This is a genomic window from Mesorhizobium sp. M2A.F.Ca.ET.043.02.1.1, from assembly GCF_003952405.1.
GTDB lineage: Bacteria > Pseudomonadota > Alphaproteobacteria > Rhizobiales > Rhizobiaceae > Mesorhizobium.
Genome location: NZ_CP034445.1, coordinates 5043099 through 5061445, shown reverse-complemented (window position 1 = coordinate 5061445; position 18347 = coordinate 5043099). Strand labels below are relative to the sequence as shown.

19 protein-coding genes are annotated in these 18347 nt (G+C 64.6%); 2 read left to right on the top strand and 17 right to left on the bottom strand.

Annotation, left to right across the window (positions count from 1 at the left end; genetic code table 11):
* Positions 1 to 16 precede the first annotated feature (16 nt).
* Positions 17 to 919 (top strand): SDR family oxidoreductase, encoded by a 903-nt coding sequence (locus EJ068_RS23980; protein ID WP_129554901.1) that lies wholly within the window; start codon positions 17 to 19, stop codon positions 917 to 919.
* A gap of 57 nt (positions 920 to 976) precedes the next feature.
* Here the strand turns inward: EJ068_RS23980 and EJ068_RS23975 are convergent, their stop codons facing one another.
* The 8 genes from EJ068_RS23975 to EJ068_RS33910 all read right to left on the bottom strand — a co-directional run bounded on the left by EJ068_RS23975 (position 977) and on the right by EJ068_RS33910 (position 7795).
* Positions 977 to 1684, bottom strand: coding sequence for a GntR family transcriptional regulator (locus EJ068_RS23975; protein WP_189342119.1), 708 nt, complete (start codon positions 1682 to 1684; stop codon positions 977 to 979).
* A 116-nt stretch (positions 1685 to 1800) separates the two neighbouring features.
* Positions 1801 to 2529 carry an aspartate/glutamate racemase family protein gene (locus EJ068_RS23970; RefSeq protein ID WP_127249277.1) on the bottom strand — a complete coding sequence of 243 codons (729 nt, stop codon included), beginning with the start codon at positions 2527 to 2529 and terminating at the stop codon, positions 1801 to 1803.
* 11 nt (positions 2530 to 2540) lie between these two features.
* Complete coding sequence (locus EJ068_RS23965) at positions 2541 to 3263, bottom strand: ABC transporter ATP-binding protein (protein ID WP_127249278.1); 723 nt, start codon at positions 3261 to 3263, stop codon at positions 2541 to 2543.
* On the bottom strand, positions 3260 to 4039 hold the full coding sequence (locus EJ068_RS23960) for an ABC transporter ATP-binding protein (RefSeq protein ID WP_127249279.1): 780 nt from the start codon (positions 4037 to 4039) through the stop codon (positions 3260 to 3262). The genes EJ068_RS23965 and EJ068_RS23960 overlap by 4 nt, the downstream gene beginning before the upstream one ends.
* A gap of 3 nt (positions 4040 to 4042) precedes the next feature.
* Complete coding sequence (locus EJ068_RS23955; RefSeq protein ID WP_127249280.1) at positions 4043 to 5023, bottom strand: branched-chain amino acid ABC transporter permease; 981 nt, start codon at positions 5021 to 5023, stop codon at positions 4043 to 4045.
* A gap of 7 nt (positions 5024 to 5030) precedes the next feature.
* Positions 5031 to 5897 (bottom strand): branched-chain amino acid ABC transporter permease, encoded by an 867-nt coding sequence (locus EJ068_RS23950; protein WP_127249281.1) that lies wholly within the window; start codon positions 5895 to 5897, stop codon positions 5031 to 5033.
* A gap of 81 nt (positions 5898 to 5978) precedes the next feature.
* On the bottom strand, positions 5979 to 7181 hold the full coding sequence (locus EJ068_RS23945) for an ABC transporter substrate-binding protein (RefSeq protein WP_127249282.1): 1203 nt from the start codon (positions 7179 to 7181) through the stop codon (positions 5979 to 5981).
* A 158-nt stretch (positions 7182 to 7339) separates the two neighbouring features.
* Positions 7340 to 7795 (bottom strand): hypothetical protein, encoded by a 456-nt coding sequence (locus EJ068_RS33910; protein WP_348628728.1) that lies wholly within the window; start codon positions 7793 to 7795, stop codon positions 7340 to 7342.
* Between the two features lie 39 nt (positions 7796 to 7834).
* On the opposite strand from EJ068_RS33910, the gene hutH reads away from it, so the two are divergent.
* Complete coding sequence (hutH, locus tag EJ068_RS23935) at positions 7835 to 9331, top strand: histidine ammonia-lyase (RefSeq protein WP_127249283.1); 1497 nt, start codon at positions 7835 to 7837, stop codon at positions 9329 to 9331.
* A 28-nt stretch (positions 9332 to 9359) separates the two neighbouring features.
* Here hutH and EJ068_RS23930 read toward each other — a convergent pair whose 3' ends face one another.
* From EJ068_RS23930 to EJ068_RS23890, 9 genes are all read right to left on the bottom strand, one after another.
* Positions 9360 to 10127, bottom strand: a complete 768-nt coding sequence (locus tag EJ068_RS23930) for an SDR family NAD(P)-dependent oxidoreductase (RefSeq protein WP_127249284.1) — start codon at positions 10125 to 10127, stop codon at positions 9360 to 9362.
* Positions 10111 to 11088, bottom strand: coding sequence for a sugar kinase (locus EJ068_RS23925; RefSeq protein ID WP_127249285.1), 978 nt, complete (start codon positions 11086 to 11088; stop codon positions 10111 to 10113). The genes EJ068_RS23930 and EJ068_RS23925 overlap by 17 nt, the downstream gene beginning before the upstream one ends.
* Positions 11089 to 11109: 21 nt before the next feature.
* Positions 11110 to 12096 (bottom strand): ABC transporter permease, encoded by a 987-nt coding sequence (locus EJ068_RS23920; RefSeq protein WP_127249286.1) that lies wholly within the window; start codon positions 12094 to 12096, stop codon positions 11110 to 11112.
* A complete protein-coding gene (locus EJ068_RS23915) occupies positions 12093 to 13124 on the bottom strand; it encodes an ABC transporter permease (RefSeq protein WP_127249287.1) in 1032 nt (343 codons plus the stop codon). Before EJ068_RS23915 ends, EJ068_RS23920 begins: the two co-directional genes overlap by 4 nt.
* The gene (locus EJ068_RS23910; RefSeq protein ID WP_189342574.1) at positions 13121 to 14647 is read right to left on the bottom strand and encodes a sugar ABC transporter ATP-binding protein; all 1527 of its coding nucleotides are present in this window, start codon (positions 14645 to 14647) and stop codon (positions 13121 to 13123) included. The genes EJ068_RS23915 and EJ068_RS23910 overlap by 4 nt, the downstream gene beginning before the upstream one ends.
* Before the next feature lie 68 nt (positions 14648 to 14715).
* Complete coding sequence (locus EJ068_RS23905) at positions 14716 to 15717, bottom strand: sugar ABC transporter substrate-binding protein (protein WP_210212019.1); 1002 nt, start codon at positions 15715 to 15717, stop codon at positions 14716 to 14718.
* Between the two features lie 69 nt (positions 15718 to 15786).
* Complete coding sequence (locus EJ068_RS23900) at positions 15787 to 16446, bottom strand: L-fuculose-phosphate aldolase (protein WP_127249288.1); 660 nt, start codon at positions 16444 to 16446, stop codon at positions 15787 to 15789.
* 27 nt (positions 16447 to 16473) lie between these two features.
* Positions 16474 to 17250, bottom strand: coding sequence for an SDR family oxidoreductase (locus tag EJ068_RS23895; RefSeq protein WP_127249289.1), 777 nt, complete (start codon positions 17248 to 17250; stop codon positions 16474 to 16476).
* Positions 17251 to 17452: 202 nt separating this feature from the next.
* On the bottom strand, positions 17453 to 18307 hold the full coding sequence (locus tag EJ068_RS23890; protein WP_127249290.1) for a GntR family transcriptional regulator: 855 nt from the start codon (positions 18305 to 18307) through the stop codon (positions 17453 to 17455).
* Positions 18308 to 18347: the final 40 nt, after the last annotated feature.

Sequence of the window (18347 nt, the reverse complement as noted above, 5' to 3'; positions counted from 1 at the left end):
CCACAGGAGACCTCCCATGCGTGTATTCCTTACCGGCGCGACCGGTTTCATCGGTTCCAGAATCGTGCCTGAGCTTCTCGCCGCCGGCCATCAGGTGCTTGGCCTGACCCGCTCCGAGGCCGGCGCGCGGTCGCTTATCGCCGCCGGCGCCGAGCCCCATCGCGGCGACCTCGAAGACCTCGACAGCCTGCGCGACGGCGCGGCGAAGTCTGACGCGGTGATCCACACCGCCTTCGACCACAATTTCTCGAATTTCGTCGCCAATTGCGAGAAGGACAAGCGGGTCATCGAAGCGCTGGGCGGCGCGCTGGCCGGCTCGGACCGGCTGCTCATCATCACGTCGGGTGTCGGCATGGGCTCCGCCGAACACGGACAGCCGGCGAGAGAAGACGTCTTCAACACCGACCATCCCAATCCGCGCATCCTGTCGGAGTTTACCGGCGCGGCGATAGCCGAGAAGGGCGTCAAAGTATCGGTGGTGCGCTTGCCTCAGGTACACGACACGGTGAAGCAGGGCCTGATCACACCGCTGATCGCCCAGACACGCGCCAAGGGCGTGTCGGCCTATCTCGGCGAAGGCCGCAACCGGTGGTCGGCGGCGCATGTGCTCGACGTCGCCAAGCTCTACCGCCTGGCGCTCGACAAACAGGAAGCCGGCGTGCGCTACAACGCCGTTGCCGAGGAAGGCATTCCGGTGCGCGAGATCGCGGAAGTGATCGGCGCCGGGCTGAACGTCCCTGTGGTCTCGCTGTCGCAGGACGAGGCAGCGGACCATTTCGGGTGGCTCGCCATGTTCGCCGGCCTCGACCTGCCGGCGTCGAGCGAATGGACGCGCGCGCATCTCAGCTGGCAGCCGACCGGACCCGGCCTCATCGCCGACCTTAAGCAGATGGACTATTCGCAAGCCGCCGCGGCATAGCTGGCCCCCGGGGCGGTTCGGCAACCAAGCTGAACCGCCTCAACCTCCCCAGTTGGGTTAGGCGCGCAACAGATCCGCCAAACTGTCGGATTTTTCAACCTTGTCCGTGAGATCGAGTCCCGACAGCAGGTCGACCAAGTGGCTGTTCATCAAGGCGGCCGCGTCGGCGCTGTTGCCGACTTCGATCGCGTCGACCAGGGCGTGATGGGCGTGCTTCTCGCAGGTTGCGTCACGGCGCTTCCAGTAAAGCGCGATGATCAGCGAGGAGTGCGAGACGAGATCGCGCACGAAGTTGGTGAAGACCGAATGCGCCGCGATCTCGGCGATGCCGACATGGAAGCGCGCCGACAGCATGATGGCGTCGCTGTCGCGGCCATCATGCAGCGCCTCATGCTCCTTTTCGAGATGGTGGCGCAATTGCACGATGTCCGACGGCACCGCCGCCTTGGCGGCAAGCGCCGCCACCTTGGGCTCGATCAGCGCCCGAGCCTCGAACACCTCGCGCGCCTCCATCTTCGACGGCTGCGCGACAAAAGCGCCGCGATTTGGCTCCAGCCGTGCCAGCCGGTCATGCGCGAGTGCCTGCAGGGCGGCGCGGACGACGGTGCGGCTCACCGAATAGATCGAGGCCAGCTCGTCTTCCGGCAGCTTGGTGCCCGGCGCGAGACGGTGGCTGACGATGGCGTCCCTCAGCCCGTAATAGATCGGCGACCAGCGCGCCGCCGGCTTGTCGTCTCGATCGTCTTCCCTGAGTACCGTCAACATGCTCTTCAACGCGCAGGCGCAGCCCGCCTGATTTGCCTCCATTGGTAGAGGTCGGCTCAATCTAATATGGCTTGCGCGGTGGTCAATCCCGGGCAGCCGGCCTTATACGACTCGTCTCAGCCGGCCGGCGACAGCGGTGCGAACATGCCGGCGAACCGCTTGCCGCGCGGAGCCGCATAGCCGCCGATCTTCGATGTTTTCAAGCCGACCTTGAACAGGCTCTCGGCCAGCGTGACGGCGCAGACCACACCGTCCAGCACCGGAACCCCATGCTCCTCGGACAGGCTGCGCGCGAGATCGGCCATGCCGGCGCAGCCGAGCACGATCGCTTCGGCATGGTCCTCGCGAATGGCGCGCGCAATCTCCTGCGATATCCGATGTCTTGCATTCGAGCCCGGACGTTCGAGCTCGAGCACAGCGACGTCCGACGAGCGTACCTTGGCGCAGCGCGAGGCAAGGCCGTATTTCGCCAGATTGTGCTCGATCGCCGGCACCGAACGGGCAAGCGTGGTGACGACGCTGAACTTGCCCGCGACAAGGCTCGCCATATGGAACGCCGCCTCGCCGATACCGATCACCGGAGCCTCGGTGGCGCAACGCGCGGCATCGAGGCCGGTATCGTCGAAGCAGGCGATGACATAGGCATCGGCGGGCGCCTTGCCCATCTCGGCGATGATGCCCGGAATGGCGAAGACCTCGTCGAAATAACCCTCGATGCTCGGCGGGCCGTCCGTCGGATTGACGGCAACAATCTCTGAGGCGTCGGAGGCGACGCTTGCCGCCGCCTCGCCGATCTTGGCGGTCATCGACGCTGTCGTGTTGGGGTTGATGACGAGAATGCGCATTCCAATCAGCCTCAGATCTCGCCGCCGAGATAAAGACGCTTGACCCGGTCGTCGGTCAGCAGTTCGGCGGAATTGCCGCTCAGCGCGACACTACCGGTGGTCAGCGCGTAGGCACGCTGCGAGATGCGCAGCGCCATGCGCGAATTCTGCTCGACCAGCAGCACGCTGACCTTCTCGTCGCGGTTGATGGCGACGATGGAGCGGGCGATGTCCTGGACGAGCTTTGGCGCGACGCCCAGCGACGGCTCGTCGAGCAGCAACAGCTTCGGCTTCGCCATCAGCGCGCGCCCGATGACCAGCATCTGCTGCTCGCCACCGCTCATCGTGCCTGCGGCCTGCGAGAAGCGCTCCTTCAGCCGGGGAAACCGCCCCAGCACCATCTCCATCGACGCGGCGATCTCGGATTTGCTTGTGCGCGTGAAGGCACCCATCAGGAGGTTGTCCCTGACCGACATATAGGGGAAGACGCGGCGTCCTTCCGGCACCATGGCAATGCCCATCTTGACGATCTCGTCGGGCGCCGCGCCATCGATCCGCTTGCCGCCATAATGGATCTCGCCGGACCTGATCTTGCGCAGGCCGGTGATGGCGCGAAGGATCGACGACTTGCCCGCGCCGTTGGCGCCGATCAGCGCGACCGTCTCGCCCTCGTCGACCTCCAGCGAGACGCCTTTCAGCGCGTAGACGTGGTCGTAATAGAGCTCGACATTGGCGAAGTTCAGGATCTGGTTCATAGGCCGATCGCCTCGTCTTCGCTGCCGAGATAGGCCTCGATCACCTTGTCGTTGGCCTGGATCTCCGACGGCGTTCCCTCGGCGATCTTCTGCCCGAAATTGAGCACGACGAGCCGGTCCGAAATCCTCATCACAGCCGGCATATCATGCTCGACCAGAAGGATTGTCAGGCCGCGCTCGCGCAGACGCCGCACCATCTCGACCATGCGCATGGTCTCGTCATGGTTCATGCCGGCGAAGGGTTCGTCGAGCAGCAGGATGGAAGGATCGGTGGCGAGACCGATGGCGATGCCCAACGCCCGCAAATGGCCATGCGGCAGGTTGCGGGCAATCTCATAAGCGAGCGAGGAGAGGCCAAGCAGCGCCAGAATCTCATCGGCCGATTGCCCGAAGGCCGCTTCGTCGGCTTTTGCCGTGCCGGTGCCGAGGAAGAAGCCGAACAGGCTCGCCTTGGAGCGCAGATGGTGCGCGATGATGACGTTGTCGCGCACGCTCATGTTCTTGAAGATGGTGGTTTCCTGGAAGGTGCGCACCACGCCCCTGCGGGCGGCGATGTGCGGCGCGAGGCCGGAGATGCGTTCGCCCTTCAGGCGCACCTCGCCTGTCGTCGGGCGCAGGAAAGATGAGATCAGCTTGAACAAAGTCGACTTGCCGGCGCCGTTCGGACCGATCACCGACAGGATCTCTTTCTCGCGCACCGAAAAGGAGACGTTGTTGACCGCGACCAGGCCGCCGAAGCGTTTGGTGATACCGGAGACCTCGAGCATTTCGGCCATGGCTCAACCCTTCTTCCGGGTCGTTTCGGCAAGGCTGAGCAGGCCGTTGGGCAGCACCAGCATCAGGACGATCATCAGGGCGGAATAGATGAGCAGCTGGAACTGGCCGGTCTGGAACAGAAGGTCCCAGCCGAAATAGAGCACCAGCGTGCCGAGCATCGGACCGAACACATAGCCGAGGCCGCCGAGGAAGCAGTTCAGCATGAAGTTGACGGAATCGGTGACCGTAAAGCTCGACGGGTAGATCGACTGCGAGATGGCGGCGAAGATGGCGCCGGAAACGCCGCCGAAGAAGGACGAGACGGCATAGGCGATGACGCGCAGATAGGCGATGTTGACGCCGATCGAGGAGGCGAGCTCCTCGTTCTGCTGCAGCGACTGGCACAGCTTGCCGATGCGCGAATTGACCAGCCGGTACATGATGGCGAAGCAGACCACCATCAGCGTGACCGCCAGCAGGTAGAAGGCGAGCCGCGAATTCTGCAGCGTGGCGAAATCGGGGATCAGCGTGATACCGAAGACCGACAGCGCGCCGGGCAGCGGAATGCTGACGATGCCCTTGGCGCCGTTGGTGATCGGCAGCGCCAGAGCGAGCAGGCGCGCAACCTCGGTCAGCACCAGCGTGACCATGGCGAAATAGACGCCGCGCAGGCGCAGGATCGGCAACCCGATCAGCACGCTTGCCGCGGCGCAGAAAAGCCCGGCCACCGGCAAGGTCAGCCAGAACGACCAGCCATGGTTCATCACCAGTATGGCGGAGACATAGCCGCCCATCAGCGCATAGGCTCCCTGGCCGATGTTGATGCGGCCAATGTAGAAGGTGAGCCAGACACCGGCGCTGGCGATGCTGAGCAGCGCCACCGAGGTCAGCGTGTAATAGAGGTCGAAGCGGCCGCTCGCCGAGATCGCGGCCGGCACGGCGATGAAGACGATCGCCAGGAAGGCGACGACCGCGGCGATCCTGGTGTTGCGATTGAGGGTCATGGCGCGATCAACCCCAGGGCTTGCCCATCAGCCCGTTGGGGCGGACCGACAGGAACACCATCAGGGCGGCGAAGATGACGAGATAGGTGACGTCGCCATATTCGCGCAGCACGGTGAGGCCGACCGACTCCATCATGCCGAGGATGAACCCACCGGCGATCGCGCCGCCGACGACGCCGGCGCCGCCGATCATCACCATCAGGAAGGCCTTGATCGAGATCGGCCCGCCGATGCCTGAATTGACGCCGGTGATGGTGACCAGCAGCCCGCCGACGACGCCCGCCAGCATGGCGCCCATGGCGAAGCCGATCATCGAATAGCGGTCGACGCGGACGCCCATAAGCTGGGCGGCGACACGGTCCTGTGCAAGCGCGCGCATGGCGCGGCCGACCCGGCTGTACTGCATGTAGAGCACGAAGGCGCCGATGAAGACGATCGCCAGCGCACCGACGACGATGCGGTCGTAAGGCATGATGATGCCAACGTCGTTGAACACGCCCTTGACGATCTTGGGAACGCCGCGCTGCTTCTCGCCGAACAGAAGCAGGATGACGGCGTCGAAGAAGAAGGCGGTCGCGGCGGCCAGTAGCATGGTGCTTTCCTCGCGATGGCTGCGCCGGATGACGGTTCGGAAGAGGAATTTCTCCATCAGCGCGCCGATGACGGCCAGCGTCACGCCCGAGGCGAGCAGCGCCACCACGAAAGGCAGGCCGAGCTGGCCGTAGACGGTGTAGGTGATGAACCCGCCCAGCACATACATCTGGCCGTGGGCGAAATTGAGCACGTTCATCAGGGCGAAGATCAGGGTCAGCCCCAGCGCGATCAGCGCATATTGGGCACCGAGATACAATCCGTTGGCGATGACCTGTTCCATGGATACCTTCGATCTTCCATGGAGTCCGGCCTATCGACCGGACCCCATGGCAAGCTTGAGGAAATACGCTCGAAGGTTACGCTAGTCGACGGAGCCGACGAACAGGGTCTGGAAAGCGCCGTCCTTGTATTCGTTGACCACCATCGGCACCGAGAGCTGGCGCTTCTGGCCGAAGGACGTCGCGCCGACATAGCTGAGCTTGGCGTCGCCCTTCAGGAAGGGATTGGGCGCGGTGAAGGTGTCCATGGTCTTCTTGAATTCCGCGACATCGCTGATGGCCGCCGGATTGGCCTTCAGCGTGTCGAGGATGTATTCCAGCGCGTAGACCTTGGTGTTGGACTCGTCGTTGTATTCGCCGAACATCTTGGTGTAGCGGGTGACGAATTCCTTCATCTCGTCCGAAGCGATCTCCGGCGTGGAGGCGCCGCCGACGGAGATGAAGCCGTTGGCATATTCGCCGGCGCCCTCTTCCAGGACCTTGGCGTCCTGCGCGGTTTCAGTCGAGATCAGGCCTTCATAGCCGAGCTCGCGGGCGGCGCGGATGAGCAGCGGCGCGTTGGCGGGTGCTACGCCCGACAACACGAGCAGGTCGGGCTTCAAGGCGACGATCGGCGTCAGCACCGGGGTGAAATCGCGCGTGTCGTTCTGGTAGGTGTCGTTCTGGGCGACGACTTCCAGCCCGAGAGCCTTTGCCGCCTCGACACCGCTGTCGCGCTGGCTGAGCGGGTCGGATTCATTGGCCGCGACAAAGGCGATCTTCTTCACGCCCTTGTTTTCCTTCAGATATTTGTAGATCGCCGGGCCCGACTGGTAGTTAGCGATCATGCCGAGCACGGCATTGGAGGCCGGCTTCTGGTAGAGCGCCTTGGGGAAGGCGTAGGGGAAATAGATGATGCCGTTGGCCTCGGCGACCGGGCGCACCGCGGCGGCGCCGTCATCGACATTCGGGCCGACGACATAGTGGATGCCTTCCTGCGCCATTTTCTCCATGCCGGCGATGGCGCGCTTGGGATCCTTCTGGTCGTCGAAGGTGACGATGTTGATGTTGTAGGTGTCGTTGCCGATCTTGACGCCGCCGGTCTCGTTTAACCAGGCGGCGCGCGTCTGCATCGAGCGCACATTCGAGGTGCCCCAGGCGGCGGCCGGGCCGCTGGTGACGCCGACAAAGCCGATTTTCAGTTCCTTGTTTTCAGCCTGCGCATACGAAATGCCGACAGCGGCAATGGCCAGGGTCGAGACGGCGCCGAGCGCCATGGATTTCAGAGTCGAGCGACGGTTGATCATATTGGCAGTTCCCCTTGGTTATCGCGCTTTGTGTTTTGCTCATGGGCTGCGCGGATGGCGTTAAGGGAAACCGCCTAGGGCGGATTGTCAACATCTTTCTTAGGTATTGTATACAATGTTTCGCGAGAATGTGTGCACCCGTCAGTATGGGTCGAAGGCTACTTCCCGCAATGGTGGTCGTTGATCTTGTTGATCGCATTCGCGTCCGGCCCGACGCGGCCGTAGGAGCAAGCGCCAGCGGCGGTGGTGAACAGCTGCTGGTCGTAGTAACGCGGACCGCCGAAGAGCTGATAGAGAAGATCGTCGCTGGCCGGAACATAGCGCTCGCGCTCGACCGGCTGATAGTGGCGATGATGATGCCTTTCGCCCGCAACCGCTTGGGCGGACACGGTCGCGGCCGTGGCCAGCCCGAGCGCAGAGAGGGTCAGGTACTTCATCATCGACGGCAACCTTGTGGCAGTTTTGGATCCGCAGCATATCCAAAATCGCCAGCCGCGCAAAAGTTTCCCGTACGGGGCATTTGTCGCCACCGTACCGCCGGTTAAAGAAAGATAACGGCAATCGCGACGGCGGATTTTCGACAATGGCCGGGTGCGATGCCGGATATCCTCCATTCGTTCGCCACCATTCCCGGAGGCCCAAGGAATAGCCCGATGACTACCAGAGTGATCGTCCTCGACGCCAAGCCGCTCGGCACGGAAGATGTCGCGGAAATCGCGCGGCGCAACGCCCGGCTCGTGCTCGGCGAGGAAGCCATGCGCCGCATCCGCGCAAGCAGGGCGCTGATCGAACATCTCACCCAACTCGGCAAGCCGCTCTACGGCGTCACCACCGGGCTCGGCGCCTGTGTCGACACGCCGCTGGCGCAGGCGGACCTGATCGCGTTCCAGCACAGCGTGCCGCTCAGCCATTCGATGGGCGCCGGCCCATCGCTGCCGACCGAGGCGGTGCGGGCGCTGATGGTCGCGCGCATCTGCGGCATGGCGGCAGGCGGCACCGGCACCTCGGAGGGTGTGGTGCTCGGCCTGCTCGCGGCGCTCAACGCCGGTGTCCATCCGGTCATTCCAAGCTGGGGTTCGGTGGGCGCCGCGGACCTCGCGCCGCTCGGCCATCTGGCGCGGGCGCTGCGCGGCGACGGCGAGAGCGAGTATCAGGGCAGGATCATGCCGTCGGCCGAGGCGTTGAAGCTCGCCGGGCTCGAACCGCTCGACCTGCGCGAGAAGGACGGCCACGCCATCATCGTCGCCAACAGCCTTTCGACCGGAACGGCGTGCCTGGCGCTTGAGGAGGTCGCCTGCCTGATCGACTGGTCGCTGGCGGCGGTGGCGCTGAATTACGAGGCTTTCCGCGCATCGCTCAAGGCGATCGACGAGGATGCGCTTGCGGCGCGGCCCGCCTTCCGCCAAGTCGAGATCGGCGCGCAGTTGCGGGGCGAGCTTGTGGGCAGCGGGCTGTGGCAGGAGAACGCCGCGCGGCGCCTGCAGGATCCGCTGAGCTTCCGCTGCGTGCCGCAAGTGTTGGGCGGGCTCCTCCATGCCTATGAGCAGGCGAAGCTGGCGACGGAGATCGAGCTCGGCCACTCCGGCGACAATCCGGTCATCCTGCCTGAGGCCGAGCGGGTCGTCTCCAACGGTAATTTCGACCTGACCGCCTTCACGCTGACCTGGGAAAATCTCGGCCAGGCGCTGGCGCATTGCGCGGTCGGCACCGCCAACCGCTCGATGAAGCTGATGTCGCCGACGGTGGCGGAACTGCCGCGCTTCCTATCGGCCAGGGGCGGCAGCCGCCAGGGCTACGCGGAACTGCAGAAGCCGGTCGCAGCGCTCGAAGCGGAGATCCGCCACCTTGCCAATCCGATGTCGCTCAGCCCGCTGGCCATCTCGGACGGCGTCGAGGACCAGTCGTCGATGGCGCCGCGCGTGGTGGCGAAGACGGCAGGGATTATCGAGCGGCTGCGCTATCTGGTGGCGATGGAGCTGATCTTCGCCGCCACCGGCGTGGAGCTGCGCGGCGTGCTGGATTCGATGGGCGAAGGCCCGCGGCGCAGCTATGAAGCCGTGCGGGCGCTCGTCGCCCCGCTCGACGACGACCGCGAGATGAGCGCCGACATGGCGCGCGTCGCGCGCATGGTGGCGGGACCGCGGCTGTAGGGCAGGCCGAGAGACCCGCTCCTAAGCCTCAGTGGTAGTAGATGCCGCCGTCGACGTTGAGCGCCTGCCCGGTGACGAAGGCCGACAGGTCCGAGGCGAAGAACAGCACCGGTCCGATGATATCCTCGGGCGCGCCGAGGCGCTTCAGCGCCGCGACGTCCTCCCAATGGCGGATCGCGGCTTCGCTGCCCAGATTGTTCTTGCCCATCTCGGTCAGGATGATGCCGGGGCAGATCGCGTTGACGGTGACGCCGTCCATGCCGACCTCCTGCGCCAGCACGCGGGTCAGCGTGATCACCACCGCCTTGGTCGCCGCATAGTGGCCTTGCGTCGGCACGCCCTGGCGGCCGGCGATCGAGGCGATGTTGATCACCCTGCCCGACTTCCTGGCGCGCATATGCGGCAGCACCGCCTGGCACATCATCAGCACGCCCTTGGCGTTGACGTCGAAATGCGCGTCCCAATTGGCCTCGTCGAGATCCTGCAGCAGGCTGGGCTTGAGGATGCCGGCGTTGTTGACCAGCACGTCGATGCTGCCTGCCTCTTCAAGCAGGGCCTGCGCGGTCGCCTCGATGTCCTTCTTCTTGCTGACGTCCATCGTATAGACATAGGCCTTGCGGCCCGCGGCCTCGATCTCGCCCCTGGTCACGTCGAGTTCCGCCGCCTGCGACGGCAGATCGGTGATGGCGACATCGAAGCCGGCTTCGGCAAGCCCCTTCGCGAGCGCCCTGCCGATGCCGCGGCTGGCGCCGGTGACGAGAGCCGTCTTGCCCTTGGCTTCAGGAAGAATGGTCATGCTGCTTCCACCTTTGATGTCTTGACCGGAAGCGATTCATCGCCGCGACCGTGTCGTCGAATGAAACGAGTTTGCCGTCGGAACCGAGACCCATCGCCACCTTGGCGGCGACCGCGCTGGCAAAACGCGCGGACTGCCTGAGGTCCCAACCTCTGACGACGCCGACGATGATGCCCGCCGTGAAGGAATCGCCGCAGCCCGTTGTGTCGAAGACCTCGACCTCGAAGGCCGGCAGATGGAAATCCTCGCCATGTTCGGGCGAGACATGAACGCCGTCGGCGCCCAGCGTGATGATGCAGGTCTTCACGCCCCTCGCCTTGAAGAAGGCTGCGACGCGGGCCGGATCGCGGTCATGCGCCATCTCGCCGGCCTCGTCGATGCTCGGCACGAAATAGTCGATGTAGGGAAGGCACGGCTCGACCAGTTTCCAGGTCTCGGGCGTGGCTTGGATGAGATCGAAAGTGGTGACGCGGCCAAGTTCCTTGGCGCGCTTCAAGAGCCTGACGGTCGGCTCGCCGTCGAAGCGCTTGAGCAGGCCGGTGCCACCGACATGGACGACGGTCGCATCGAGCGCCACATCGAGATCGGCATCAGCGACTTCGAACAAGGTGGCGGTGCCGGGCACATGCAATGCCGGCCGCTCGCCGTTCGGCCGCACCGGCAGGATGGTGGACGAGGTCTGGACGCTGCCGTCGCGGCGAACAAGGCTCGTATCCAGGCCGTATTTCTTCAGCTTGGCGAGAAACCAGTCGCCCATGTCGTCGGTGCCGAGCGTGGTGACGGCCCTGGTCTTCAGGCCCAGGATGGCGCAGTCCATGCCGGTGGCACCCGCCGTGCCGGCGACGGTCATGCGAATCTCCTCGATATAGTCGGCGCGACCGCCTTCGGGGATACGCGAGACCGGCCGTCCGAGGATGTCGAGGACGTAGAAGCCGATCGAGCTGACGTCGAATTTTGGCATGACTGACTTGACCTTTCGAATTCAATGGGCGGCGCGGCGCAGGCCGAAGCTTGCGGCCAGCACCAGGAAGACGAGCACGCCGATGCCGACCTGCTGCCAGTAGAAATTCCAGCCGACCAAAAGCAGCCCGTTCTTGACGATGGCGAGCAGCAGCACGCCGAGCAGCGTGCCGATGACCGAAGGCTTGCGCTCGCGACTGAGCGTCGTGCCGATGAAGGTGGCGCCGATGGCGTCGAGCAGGAAGGCATTGCCGGAGAGCGGCACGTAGGACTTCACCGTCGCCGACAAGAGGATGCCGGTGACGCCGGCGAGCAGCGCGCACAGAACATGCACCATCGACAATTCGCGCGGCACGCGGATGCCGGAATACCAGGCCACGCCCGGCTGCGCGCCCATCGCCTGGACATAGCGGCCGAAGACCGAGCGATGCAGCAGGACATGAACCGCGACAACAAGGACGATCAGCACGATCACCGGCGTCGGCATCCCGAACAGAGCGGTGCGGGCGATTGCGTTGAACTGGTCGGCTGCATAGCCGCTTGTGAGATAGATCGGCTGGCCGCCGCTGGTGGCGAGTTGCTGCGTGCTCTGGCCGATGAAGAGGACGCCGAGCGTGGCCAGGAACGGACTGATGTTGAGCCTGGTGATGAGGATCGCGTTGAGAATGCCGACGATCAGCGCCGCGCCGAGCCCGCCCGCGACGCCGACCACGCCGCTGTAGCCGGCGGCCAGAAGCATGACGAAGATCATGCTTGCCATGTCGACCGAGACGCCAACCGAGAGATCGATGCCGCCCGACGAGATGACGATGGTGAGGCCGAGCGCCACGATCGCCAGCATGACGACATTGTTGACCAGCACGTTGAAGAGGTTGGCCGGCGTGAGAAAAGTCGGACTCGCCACCGAAAAGAAGATGACGATGGCCGCGAAGGCGATGAGCACGCTGTATTTGGCGAGGAAGCCGCGCAGGCTCACCTTGGCGGTGGTTTCATTGGCCGAGATGCTCATCGCGAACCCTCCGAACCGCGGGCAAAGGATGTGATCGCCACCACCAGCAGGATCAGCGCGCCCTGCACGCCGTTGACCCAGTAGCTGGAGACGTTGAGCAGTTGGAAGCCGTTCGCGAGCAAGCCGATGAACAACACGCTGAGCAGCGTGCCGCCCATGGTCGGCACGAAGCGGCGCGAGAAGACGGTGCCGAGCAGCGCCGCCGCCAGCACCGACAGAAGCAGCTCGCCGGAGCCGGGCGTGCTGGCCGACAGGCGCGAGACGGTGAGGATGCTCGCCACCGCCGCGCAGAAGCCGCTCAGCACATAGGTGAAGGACACGTAGAACGGCACGCTGATGCCCGCCGCGCGCGCCGCTTCCGGGTGTCCGCCGACGGCGTAGAGCCTGAGCCCGAACGACGTGCCGTGAACGACCACGATCATGATGGCGGAGAAGACGATCAGCGCCCAGGCAAGCGCGGAGATGCCGAGGAAGCTGCCCGACACCAGCACGCCGAGCAGCGGGGAGGATGCGCCGACGACCGTGTTCTGGGTGAGGGTGAGTTCCATGCCGGCCGCGACATTGAGCACGGCAAGTGTTGCGAGCAGCGGCAGGATGCCGAGCCCGACCACGGCAAGGGCGTTCAGCGCGCCGACCGCCATGCCGACGGCAATCGCCGCGAGCACCGAGAGGAAGTCTCCGTAGCCCATCGACAGCAGCGTCGCATAGACGGCGGCGCAGAGCCCCATATTGGCGGCGATGGAGAGATCGATGCCGCCTTCGGTGACGTCGGAGCCGCCGCCGATGATGACAGCGGTCATGCCATAGGCGAGCACGCCCAGTATCGCCGACTGCTCGACGACGTTGATCAGGTTGAAGGTCGAGGTGAAGCCCGGCGCGAAGATGACGAAATAAGCCATGATCGCGGCGAAGGCGGCGATGGCGCCGAGCCGCACGATGAGCGCGCCGAAGCGGCGGCCGGCGCTCTTGGCGGCGGCCTGCTTTTCGTCGGAAACACCGACGTCTGTGTGGAGGACAGTCGCGCTCATGCAGCCACTCCATCGATGTTCGAACGTGCGCCCGACGAAGCCGCCAGCAGCGCATCGCTGTTCATCGCGGAACCGGAGAAGCTGCCGGCAAGCCGGCCGCGATAGACGACCAGCACGCGGTCGCAGACGCCGACCAGCTCGAGCAGGTCGGAGGACAGAAGCAGGATCGCCGCGCCCTCGCCCGCCAGCCGATTGAGAAGATTGTAGATCTCGACCTTGGCGCCGACATCGACGGCCACCGTCGGCTCGTCCAGCACATAGACGCGCGACTGGCAGCTCAGCCATTTGGCGATCGCCACCTTCTGCTGGTTGCCGCCGGAGAGCTCGCGCACCAGCGCGTCGCGATGCGGTGTCTTGATCGACAGTTCCTTGATCAGGCCGTCCACCGCTTGGTTCTCGCTGCCGCGGCTGACCAACCCGCTCTTGGAATAGCGGCGCAGGCTGGCCAGGGAAATGTTCTCGCGCACCGAAAGGCCGAGCGCCACGCCATGGGCGCGGCGGTCTTCCGGCAGCATGGCGATGCCGTCGCGCACCGCTTTGACGGGCGTCGACAGCGCGACCTCCCTGCCCTCAACCTTGATCTGGCCGCCCTCGGCGGTCTTGAGGCCGAACAGGCACTGCACGATCTCCTTGGCGCCGGAGCCGAGCAAGCCAGTGAAGCCGACGATCTCGCCGGCGCGGACATTGAAGCCGATGTTCTCGAAGCTGCCGCCGAGACGAAGCTTGGAAACCTCCAGCACCGGCGCGCCTAAAGTGACCGAGCGCTTCGGGAACATCTCGCCGACATCGCGGGCGATCATCATCGCAATGATCTCGTCGATCGGCGTCTGACGCGGGTCGACCGTGCCGACATCGGTGCCGTTGCGCATCACGGTGACGCGGTCGCAGAGCTTTTCGATCTCCTGCATGTAGTGGGAGATGAAGACCACGGCAATGCCGTCGTCGCGCAGCCGGCGCAGCACGTCGAACAGGCTGTCGACCTCGCGCTTGACGAGCGCCGCCGTCGGCTCATCGAGCACCAGCACCGAGGCTTTTTGCGCTAAGGCGCGGGTGATCTGCACGACCTTCTGCTGCGCCGTGGTGAGATCTTTCACAAGCGTTCCGGCCGGCAATTCCATGCCGAAGAACCGCTTCAGCAGGTCGGCGGCCCTGCGCTCCATGGCGCGGCGGCTGACGAATGGGCCGAGGCCGATCTCATGGCCGAGGAACACGGCCTCGCCGACCGTCGCGGTCGGCACCAGCAGCCTGTCCTGGTGGATGAAGTGCACGCCGAGCTTTTCGACCGAGGCCGGTGTCAGCGAAGTGACGGTCTCGCCGTTGATTACGATCGAGCCGCCGTCCGGCTTGATGATGCCGGCCAGCACCTTGATGATGGTCGACTTGCCGGCGCCATTCTGACCGACAAGGCCGAGGATCGAACCGCGCGCGATCTCGAGGTTCGCGTTTTCCAGGGCGCGCACCGGACCGAACCGTTTCGAAATGCCTGTCATCGATACAGCAATGTCACGCTTTGCTGTCTGCATGGCCGTCAATCCTGGTTGGATGTGACGGGCAGCCACATAGGCGCGGCTGCCCGCCGTTTCGTTCCGTCCTATTTAACGCCAGCCTTCTCGGCGGCGTCGAGGAACGGCTTTCCTTTTTCGACGGCATTTTCCTTGTTGATCAGCACCGAAGGCACGAAAGTGAAGGGCGGCACCTTCTGGCCGGCCAGATATTTCGCGGCATTGTCGACCGAGGTCTTGCCGATCTCATAAGGCTGCTGCGCCGCGACCGCGCCGGCCGACGACTTCGGATCCATCACCATCTTGATGACTTCAGGGCTGCCGTCGATGCCGTAGGTCTTGACCTCGTTGCGGCCGGCGGCTTCGACCGCCTGCGTGGCGCCGATCTGCGGCACGTCCCAGCAGGCCCAGACCGCGCCGATCGAACCCTTCTCGGGCGACTTGGTCAGCATGTCGGTGACGTTGGAATAGGCGCTCTGCACCGTGTTCGGAATGACGTCGCGCAGCTCGGGCTCGACGATCTTCACATCCGGGAACGAGGTCAGCACATATTTCAGCTGGTCGTACCGGATCTTGCAGACCGGCACGCTGTAGAAGCCGTTGAAGACCAGCACATTGCCCTTGCCGCCCATGTCGGCGACCATCTGCAGCGCGATCTCGGCGCCGATATTGTAGTTGTTGGAGGTGGTGTTGTTGATGGCGTGCGGCGTCGCGGTATCGACCGTGAACAACGGGATGCCGGCGTCGCGGATCTTCTGCAGCCACGGGTTCAGCACTTCAAGATTGCCGAGCTGTTCGATGATCGCGTCCGGCTTCTGCGCGATAAGCGTCTGCAGCTGCGCGATCTGCTGCTGGTCCTTGCGGCCGGCGTCGAGCGCGATGACTTCACCGCCGAGCTCCTTGACGCGGTCCTGGATGCCTTTGAAGGCCATCAGGTCCCAATAATGGTCGGTGCCGATGGCGGAGACGCCGATGCGCTTGCCTTTGAGCGACAGTTCCTCAGCGCTGGCGCCCGAGATGGCGGCCAGGCTGCAAGCCGCCGCCAACCCCAGAGCGAGCGCCTTGACGAGGCCTTTCATGGATCTGGTCATTTCATTTCCTCCCTTGTTGATCGCTCCGGGCCGTCCCGGAGGATATGCGAAACAGTCAGTTGCTGCTCCTCAGGCAGCGGCGTCATTGTCGCGCAGGCCGTAGCTCGCCATGCGCTTGATGACGTTTTCGATCTCCTCGTCGGACAGGATCGGCGGCTCGCCGATCTGCAGGGCGCCGTGATACTGGCGCGCCAGCGTCTCGACCTCGACGGCCAGCCACATCGCCTGGGCGAGGCTCGACCCGATGGCGATCATGCCATGCTGGGCAAGCAGGCAGGCCTTGCGGCCGCGCAACGCCTCCACCGCGTGCGCTGAAAGCTCCGCCGTGCCGAAGGTGGCGTAGGGCGCGCAACGAATGTCGTTGCCGCCGGCGACCGCGACCATGTAATGGATCGCCGGTATCTTCCGGCCCATGATGGCGATTGTGGTGCAATAGGTCGGATGCGCATGGACGACCGCGTTGACCTCGGGCCGCGCCTTCATGATGTCGAGATGGAAGCGCCATTCGCTGGACGGCGGCAGGCGTCCGTCGACCTCGCCGTCCCAGCCCATGAAGACGATGTCTTCGGGCACCAGCGTGTCATAGGGCGTGCTCGTCGGCGAGATCAGCATGCCCTCGCCATGGCGGCAGCTGATGTTGCCTGATGTGCCCTGGTTGATGCCGAGTGCGTTCATCTCGATACAGGCGTCGATGATGGCCTGGCGCACATCTCGGTCCGAAACGGTCATGCGATATTCCAATCCTTGCTCAGTCCGTCACCAGGCCGTGTAGCCGCCATCAATCGACAGGATCGCGCCCGTCATGTAGCTCGAGGCCGGCGACGCCAGGAACAGGATCGCCGAAGCGATCTCCTGCGGCGTGCCCAGCCGGCCCATCGGCGTCATGTCGATCCAGGTATTGAAGAGTTCGGGACGCTCGCGCATCTTCAGCGTCATGTCGGTGCCGACGTAGCCCGGCGCCAGCGCGTTGACGCGCACGCCTGACTTCGCCCACTCGACCGCAAGCGCCTTGGTCATCATGTGCACGGCGCCCTTGCTCACCATGTAGGACGGCGCGGTCTGCGGACGGTTGATGATCAGCCCCGACATGGAACCCAGATTGACGATGGAACCCTTCTTGCGGTCGACCATCGAACGGCCGAAGGCGCGCGAGGCCCAGTAGACGCCGTTGACGTTGACATCCATCACCAGGCGCCATTCTTCGTCCGGCGTGTCGAGCGCGGTGTTGAGGCGCGCGATGCCGGCGCTGTTGACCAGGATATCGACCTGGCCGAAATCCGCGACGACTGCGGTTGCCATCGCCTCGACGGCTTGCGGATCAGTAACGTTCAACACGCGGCCATCGACGCTCGCGACGCCAGCGGCCTGGAGCGCCTCGGCAGCGGCCTTCAGCCCATCCGCATTCATGTCGAGCAGGACGATCCTCGCGCCGCAAGTCCCCAGCGCCTTGGCGGCCTCAAGTCCGATCCCGCTGGCGCCGCCGGTGACGACGGCAACCTCGCCCGTCAGGTCGAATTGCGACCGGTAATCCATGCACGTCCTCCATCGGAACCAGGCCTGAGAGCGGGCAAAATTCCACCCTCGCCGCCGAAGCGGCGCCGCAAGCCGGCCGGTCCTGATAATGCCTCCGGTGTCAGGCTCCTCCCGACCCCCTGACAGGGACGTTACAGAAGCTTCCCGGGTCCGTCAATCTGGTTATAACCAGAAAACGGAATCTTTTTTGGATGTGCGCAATTCAGGTGCGATCGACACCGTTCACCGTCGCCGACGGCTGCTCGACCGCCATGTGGATGCGGGCGACGGAGGAGTTGTAGAAGGCCTCGTAATATTCAAGCGCGGCGCCGTCGGAATCATAGGCGATCGACTCGATCTCGATCAGCGGCGTGTTGGCGGCGACACCCATCTGATCGGCTTCTTCCTTGGTGGGAAGCGCGGCACGCAGCCAGCGGTCGGCACGCTTCACCGTCAGGCCGAAGACGGCGCGGATGGTGCCGAAGATCGACTGGTTTTCCGACAGGATGTTCTCCAGCCCCGGGACCCGATGCCCCGGCAGGCTGATGCGCGTCATGGTGATCGGCGTGCCGTCGGTCATGTAGACGCGGCTGATGCGGACCACGCTGCCATTGGCGGGAATGCCGAAGACCTTGGACTCCTTCTCGCTCGGCGGGCAGCGGTAGATCTCCAGCGTGCGGGTCGAGACCTTGTGGCCCTTGGCGGTCAAATCGTCGAACACGCCGAGATTGGCGGTCATGAAGTCTACATGCTCGCGGGGAGCGGCGACGAACATGCCCTTGCGCGGCATCTTGATGATGCGGCCTTCATTGGAGAGCGATCCGATCGCGGCGCGCACGACGGGACGAGAGACGCCGAAGAAATCGCAAAGCGCCTGTTCCGAGGGAATGCGCGAATTGGCTGCCAGCAGGCCGGTGTTGATCGCCTCCTCAACCTGGTTGCGCAGCTGCACCCAGAGCGGGGCCGCCTCGTCGCGGTTGAGCTGGACTTTCGAGCCGATCGAGCGGAACGCCGCGGCCGCCTCGGCATCTTCCTGATCGTAACGAGGACGCCCGCGCGTTCTGGTTGCCTGTTCCATTCGGGTCCCGCCGCAAAATCATTTGCCGCGACTCAAAAGC

Coding starts and splice junctions, on each gene's coding strand:
- EJ068_RS23895 (WP_127249289.1), bottom strand. CDS start 17,250: ATGGATTACCGGTCGCAATTCGACCTGACGGGCGAGGTTGCCGTCGTC.
- EJ068_RS23950 (WP_127249281.1), bottom strand. CDS start 5,897: ATGGAACAGGTCATCGCCAACGGATTGTATCTCGGTGCCCAATATGCG.
- EJ068_RS23965 (WP_127249278.1), bottom strand. CDS start 3,263: ATGAACCAGATCCTGAACTTCGCCAATGTCGAGCTCTATTACGACCAC.
- EJ068_RS23955 (WP_127249280.1), bottom strand. CDS start 5,023: ATGACCCTCAATCGCAACACCAGGATCGCCGCGGTCGTCGCCTTCCTG.
- EJ068_RS33910 (WP_348628728.1), bottom strand. CDS start 7,795: ATGGAGGATATCCGGCATCGCACCCGGCCATTGTCGAAAATCCGCCGT.
- EJ068_RS23910 (WP_189342574.1), bottom strand. CDS start 14,647: ATGCAGACAGCAAAGCGTGACATTGCTGTATCGATGACAGGCATTTCG.
- EJ068_RS23890 (WP_127249290.1), bottom strand. CDS start 18,307: ATGGAACAGGCAACCAGAACGCGCGGGCGTCCTCGTTACGATCAGGAA.
- EJ068_RS23900 (WP_127249288.1), bottom strand. CDS start 16,446: ATGACCGTTTCGGACCGAGATGTGCGCCAGGCCATCATCGACGCCTGT.
- hutH (WP_127249283.1), top strand. CDS start 7,835: ATGACTACCAGAGTGATCGTCCTCGACGCCAAGCCGCTCGGCACGGAA.
- EJ068_RS23905 (WP_210212019.1), bottom strand. CDS start 15,717: ATGACCAGATCCATGAAAGGCCTCGTCAAGGCGCTCGCTCTGGGGTTG.
- EJ068_RS23970 (WP_127249277.1), bottom strand. CDS start 2,529: ATGCGCATTCTCGTCATCAACCCCAACACGACAGCGTCGATGACCGCC.
- EJ068_RS23915 (WP_127249287.1), bottom strand. CDS start 13,124: ATGAGCGCGACTGTCCTCCACACAGACGTCGGTGTTTCCGACGAAAAG.
- EJ068_RS23925 (WP_127249285.1), bottom strand. CDS start 11,088: ATGCCAAAATTCGACGTCAGCTCGATCGGCTTCTACGTCCTCGACATC.
- EJ068_RS23980 (WP_129554901.1), top strand. CDS start 17: ATGCGTGTATTCCTTACCGGCGCGACCGGTTTCATCGGTTCCAGAATC.
- EJ068_RS23930 (WP_127249284.1), bottom strand. CDS start 10,127: ATGACCATTCTTCCTGAAGCCAAGGGCAAGACGGCTCTCGTCACCGGC.
- EJ068_RS23945 (WP_127249282.1), bottom strand. CDS start 7,181: ATGATCAACCGTCGCTCGACTCTGAAATCCATGGCGCTCGGCGCCGTC.
- EJ068_RS23960 (WP_127249279.1), bottom strand. CDS start 4,039: ATGGCCGAAATGCTCGAGGTCTCCGGTATCACCAAACGCTTCGGCGGC.
- EJ068_RS23975 (WP_189342119.1), bottom strand. CDS start 1,684: ATGTTGACGGTACTCAGGGAAGACGATCGAGACGACAAGCCGGCGGCG.
- EJ068_RS23920 (WP_127249286.1), bottom strand. CDS start 12,096: ATGAGCATCTCGGCCAATGAAACCACCGCCAAGGTGAGCCTGCGCGGC.